A 6,387-nucleotide genomic window follows, 5' to 3' on the forward strand; every position below is an offset into this window, starting at 1 on the left:
GGCTTTTGACAGCGCCGCCTTTCTGGAGCAGGTACCGCATCAGAGCGGCGTGTACCGGATGTTCAGCAAGGACAATGTGATAATCTACATCGGGAAGGCCCGAGATCTTAAAAAGCGCCTTTCCTCCTATTTCCGGAAGGATCTTCCCAATATCAAGACCCGCAATCTGGTGGCCGCCATCCACCATATTGAATACACGGTGACGTTTTCGGAAACCGAAGCCCTGATCCTGGAATGCAACCTCATCAAGGAATTCCAGCCCAAATACAATATCCTCCTCCGGGATGACAAGTCCTATCCCTATATTCTCATCACCGATGAGAGGCATCCCCGCATTGCCTGCATCCGGGGCCGCAAGGATCAGAAGGGCCGCTACTACGGCCCCTTTCCCAGTCCCGGAGCCGTCAGGGAAGCTCTTCACCTTATGGAGGTGATTTTTCCGGTAAGACAGTGCGAGGACAGCGTTTACCGGAGCCGTTCCCGTCCCTGTCTCAGCTGGCAGATAAAGCGCTGCATGGCTCCCTGCGTTCCCGGATACTGTACCGACGAGGAGTATCAGGAGCAGGTGAAAATGGCCCGCATGTTTCTGGAGGGGAGATGCCCGGAGATCATTAATAATCTGGCCGCCCGCATGCAGGCTTTGAGCGACAATCTCGAATTTGAAAAGGCCGCTCTGGCGCGGGATCAGCTTCTGGCGCTCCGGAAGGTGCAGGAGCAGCAGACGGTGAGCGGGGACATTGACCGCAACATGGACGTCATCGGTTCCGCCACGGGCTTTGGCATGGCCTGCATTCATGTGCTCTTTATCCGGGGCGGGCGCATCCTGGGCACCCGGAGCTATTTTCCGGGCCTGCGCGGCGGGGATTCCGAAGAGACGGAACGGGAGGAGGTGGTCAGGGCCTTTATGCTGCAGTTTTACCTTAATTCCAAAAGCAGCCGCACGGTTCCCGAGGAGATCGTTACCGAGTTCGCCGGGGAGGAACAGGCCGAATTTGAAAAGGCCATAGAGAGCATTGCGGGCTTTAAGGTGCGCATCACCGCGGATCCCGGAGGGGAAAGAGGGCGTTATCTCAAGCTCGCCACCACCAATGCCGCGTCTTCCCTGAAGGCCCGGGCCGGACATGAGGAAACTCTCCGCAAGCGTACGGAGGCTCTGGAGGAGCTTCTGGGAGTTTCCGGAATTTCCCGCATGGAGTGCTATGACATCTCTCACACCATGGGAGAAGCCGAGGTGGCCTCCTGCGTGGTGTTCGGAAGGGACGGCCCGGAAACCTCCGAATACCGCCGCTACAATATCACCGGCATTACCCCCGGGGATGACTTCGCCGCCATGCATCAGGTGCTGACCCGCAGGCTCGGCAATCTGGAGCCCGGGAAGATCCCCGATATCATGTTTATCGACGGCGGCGCGGGGCAGCTTTCGCAGGCGGAGGAGGTGGTGTCCGCAGCCTTCCGGGATCGGGAGGACGTTAAGCCGCCCCTCCTTATCGGGGTGGCCAAGGGCGAGGGCCGGAAGCCCGGGCTGGAAACCCTCATTCGGGGCTACAGCCGGGAGGAGTATCACCTCACACTGGACAATCCCGCTCTCCAGCTGGTGCTTCATATCCGGGACGAATCCCATCGCTTTGCCATTACCGGCCACCGCCGGAAACGGGAGAAGGCCCGGAATGTTTCCCGGCTTCAGGATATCCCGGGCATCGGAGAAAAGCGCCGCCAGAGCCTCCTGACCCATCTTGGCGGCATGAAGGAGGTGTTCGGGGCCAGCGCCGAGGAGATCAGCAAGGTGCCGGGCATTTCCCGGAAAATGGCTCAGGAGATCTACAGCTTCCTTCATGAATAGCTCTTTCCCGGTTTTGAAAATGACTGCCTCCGCCGAAATTTCGTGACACCTCCTTACGGCAACCCTGACAGTCTGTTCTTCATATTCCTGATCCCCCTTGTCAGCTCTGGCGTACTCAGAACGGGAGAAAAACGCCGAAAACACTCTTGGCAAAACAGATTCAGTTCAGCCTGAATAATGAGGGGCTGCCGCAAAAAAAAGGGCCGTTTCGGCCCTTCTTTCGTACTGTCAGACTTTCCTTGATATCACAAAGCCTGACATCCAGCTGCTAATCAGCAAGCTCCGCGTTTACCAGTTCCGGTACTGTTCCCGGTCCGAAATACGCGCCTCTCCTGCCGATGTGCTGATTGTTGTAAGGTCCGGCAGCTGGTCCCCCGGCATTAGACCCCCATTCCCAGCGTCTGTAATACGGGTCAGCGGTAATAGAGCCGTTCGCATCATATTCGGTCTTGGATGAACTGTGCCCGTCATAGATATAGGCCCAGGCCTCGACAACATCGTTGTAGCTAACCCCTTTATGAGCGTCATCCTCCGGAGCACGTCCCTTCTGTCCGAAGATGTCGGATCCCCAGCAGTACAGACGAGCGGACTCGCTTGCCTTTTCCGCCGGAGCGACAATGCACTTGGAGTGTTTGCCCATGGAAGGAGAGAACAGAAAATCGGGCAGACGTTCGTAATTAGTCATGTAGTACGTATCACCCGACTGGTCAAGCCAGCTGCCGCTGACTCCGGGATAGGCGGAGCCGTAACGGCTGTTGCCGGAATTCATTTCAAACAGCCATCCGTAAGGATTAGCTAAATGATACCGGCTTGCGGCGCTCGGGTCTGATATGACATAACCGTCAGTTCCAATCCCGGTTTTGGCAGACTTCTCGTCCTCGAAGGATCCTTCGGAAATCAGAGGAAGGGAAATGAAAGCTAAATCAGTTCCCTCTGAAGTCCATACCGGGTCAAAACGCGAAGCGCTGCCTATCTGGTTACTCTGATTGCCTACCCAGTACCACTGTTCAGCCACAGAATCTCCCACGGTGACATTGCGGGAAACGAACAGCGCCGAGTCATAAGCATCGATGCTGATCTTGCTTCCGGGATAAACCAGATTGTGGGAAACCACACCATAAAGATTCACGTTGAACTGACTGCCTACAGTGCCGTACTCATCAGGAATGCCTTCATGGATAACACTCACGCAGTCACTGTATTTGTCATTGGCGGCGCACTCATTCAGGAAATCACCATACGCTTCATGTCTTTCCAGGAGATCTTCATGATTTACAAACGGAACGGGGAGATAATTCTGGTAGGCTGACTTCTCGTCTCCCACATATACCGGGTAATTGGAGCAATTTACGCCGGCATCGGTTTTGGTCGGATCAGAATCCCAGAATACGCAGCTTTCCGGATTTTCGCCTTTGAAAAAGGTCTGCGTACCGACAAATTCCAGATACTTCGCATCCTGCAATGCCGTCACCGGAGCGCTGAACAGTGGATGGTAATCGCCGTCGCTGTCCAGGACATGGCGGTCTTTCAGGAACAGCCCTGCATTATGGTAGCCATCACTCAGAGTATGTCCGTCCTGAACCCAGTATTTCGCATATTTCTCAGCGATTTCCGGAGTCATATACTGACGCCAGTTGTGGGTAACCAGACCGTGAGAATCATTGCCCCAGCAGTATATGGTACTGTTATCCGTACCCTCCGAGGATGTCGTAGCGCAGAAAGCCCAGGCCCCGGCCGTTACACTCGTAACTGACTCAACCGTATCAGGGAACTTAACCTCCACAGGATAAGGAACAGCTTTCAGAGTGATAGGAAGCGCGTCGCCAAACTGATCGGTTATAGCAGCGAATGCAGAGGTCTCATCATCGTCAAGATCCTGTCCCAGCTGTTTGGACGTGTTGTCCCCCCAGCAGAGCAGTTTGGAAACCTGCTTGTATTCATTGCCGCTGCCGGCCACCGGAGGCTCCCTCAATACAGAAGCGCATACCGTGTTATTGGAGATTGCCAGATATTCGGCATTGTTCAGATATTCGCTGTCGCCGTTGCCGTTTTTAGCATTCAGAACCTGAACTGCGACTGGCTCAGCACCTGAGAATTCGCCGTTGCCCAGCTGCCCGTACTTGTTAGATCCCCAGCAGTAAACTTCGCCGCCGAAGGTCACAGCGCAGGCAAACTTGCTGCCGGTCTCCACGGACAGAACATTGTTCAGCGGAGCGCCGTCCTCTTTCCTGACGGTAACCATCTTCCAGCTGTAAAGATCCTTAACAGCTGCGCCGTCTTCATAGAGACTGCCTTCGGGATCCGTAAAGTACTTCGGATCGCCCAGGTTGCCCCAGGAGTTGTTGCCCCAGCAAAGCACCCGGCGGTTTTCATTAACGCCGCATCTGAAGTCTTCACCCCGGCCTGAAGACAGCTGCACGAAGGATTTCTCCATTACACTGCTGAGATTGGCCTGGTAATCGCTGAAACTGAAGCTGTCGTCCTCCTGGCTTTTATCAATGATTTCATCAGCAGCCACATCAAGGCGCTCATTGATCAGCGTCAGTTCCTTCATGACTCCGTCAGCATTTAACCCGGAGCTTCCTTTCTTCAGAACCTTGGCAGATGATGGTGTCATGCCCATGCTGATGATGAGTTCGTCTGCCAGCAGGGCCTTGAGTTTATCTTTGCCAAGAGCCGCCGGAGTATCTGCTCCTGCCAGGTAATCACTTCCGAGCACGCCTTTTTTAATACCAAGGCTCTTGGCAATCAGACCCATCAGCGCGCTGTACGCGTTATTTGTCATTTCCTCGTCTCCCGCTGCTGTGTCGGCGAGGGTTGAGAAAGGTGTTATCCGGGATATGTATTCATCGCAGATCCCGGTTTCGCAGAGGACGTTCTTATCATTGTTCTTGTAGGTCTTCGGACTGTACATACGGGAAGTCAGTATCAGATCCTGCGTCAGAACAGATGCTGACCAGGGGAGATAACTTTTCGCGCCCTTGCCGGCGCTGGCGATCAGTCTTATACCGCCATTTGCGCTCAGCTTGCTCAGAAGATCAGAGGAAATGCTGATTTCGGCATACCCCGTTGCATCGGTTTTCGCCGCAGGCTCATTGTCATCGCAGGCGCGGTTGTCGTTAAAATCAACGCATACATCTGCTCCTGATACATAACCGGCAAGCATCTGAACTGCCAGATTATCAGACTCGGGTTCAGGCTCAGGCTCGGGTTCAGGCTCAGGCTCGGGTTCAGGCTCGGGCTCGGGCTCGGGCTCGGGCTCAGGCTCGGGCTCAGGCTCAGGCTCAGGCTCAGGCTCAGGCTCAGGTTCGGGCTCAGGCTCGGGTTCAGGCTCGGGTTCAGGCTCGGGTTCAGGCTCGGGCTCAGGCTCAGGCTCAGGTTCAGGTTCAGGTTCGGGTTCAGGTTCGGGTTCAGGCTCGGGTTCGGGCTCAGGCTCAGGGTTAATTTTGGCAGCTTCTTCCAGAGCTTTTATGGAATCTGAAACAATCTCAGCTTCAGACTTGCTCTCATCTATAACTTTGGCAATTTCCTGAGCGGCGGCATCCACGCTGCCCTTATATGCCGATATTTGCGACACAACCAGTTCCTGAGTGAATTCACTGTCTTCCGCACCTTCCTTCAGATCAGCAATGGCATCCGGCAGCAGATCGTTTCTCACCAGTATTTCCCCGGCAATTTCCGGAAGGAGAACGCTGACCTCATCCCTGGAAAGACCGGTAATGTCTTTATTGCCATACTCCTTATTGAGTGTTCCTCTTTGGATGCCAAAAATCTCACCCAGATCGTCGATATTTGATTCGTAAATTTCCTGAGAGAGTTCTCCGGATCCGGTGGCATCATGAGCAGTGGATACGAAGGTTGAGAAGGGTGATAGCACGGCATTTCCGATGACGCCGTTCTTAACGAAGGCATAACCGGTAAAAAACAGATCCCTGTCCATAACAAAGCCCTGTTTCTGACCGAACAGGTGGTTTATGGCAGAACCCTTCTTCGCCTCAAATATTAGCTTGAGTCTGCTGAGATCAGCGCCGTCCTCCGTTTTGAGGGAAGACTTCTTAACCTCAAAACGAGCCTTGCCCAAATAATCGGTACAAGCCCGGGGTTCGCTTTCATCCTGCTGGTAGTTCAGGTTCAGATCAACAAAGCCGCAGGCATTCTCCAATGAGCCATCCACTACCTGCACATCAAAAAAAACGGCTTCATCCTCGATATTTTGATTGTTATTGGCATTGCTGTGACTGTGGCCGCCGCATGCGGATAAGCTCATAGCCGCGATCACTGCAACAGAAAGTTTGGAAATGTTGACTTTCATAATCATAATCCTGTCTTAAAGAACAACAAAAGGGGGGATTTTCCATTCACTGCACAACAGATTAATAGATCATCGATAATCAAACATTCATGCTGATCACAAAACTTCAGAGATCTCATGAAACAACAGCATCAATTAATTCGTAAATATACGTATTTTTATGAAGGATGCGTCACATTTAACAAAAATTGTATCAGTTCTGAAGTCAGCGCTTCAGGTCTTATCATATTTCCAA

2 protein-coding genes are annotated in these 6,387 nt (G+C 53.3%); one reads left to right on the forward strand and one right to left on the reverse strand.

All coding sequences use genetic code 11. The features are described from left to right. Positions 1-1,840, forward strand: a 1,840-nt coding sequence (gene uvrC / locus ACJROR_RS06615) for an excinuclease ABC subunit UvrC (RefSeq protein ID WP_406546420.1), incomplete at its 5' end; no start/stop codon positions are given. Positions 1,841-2,108: 268 nt separating this feature from the next. Here uvrC and ACJROR_RS06620 read toward each other — a convergent pair. After that, positions 2,109-6,152 (reverse strand): RCC1 domain-containing protein, encoded by a 4,044-nt coding sequence (locus tag ACJROR_RS06620; protein WP_406546422.1) that lies wholly within the window; start codon positions 6,150-6,152, stop codon positions 2,109-2,111. Between the last annotated feature and the right edge of the window lie 235 nt (positions 6,153-6,387).

The sequence above is a fragment of the Succinimonas sp. genome (assembly GCF_045225735.1).
In the GTDB taxonomy this organism is placed as follows: Bacteria; Pseudomonadota; Gammaproteobacteria; order Enterobacterales; family Succinivibrionaceae; genus Succinimonas.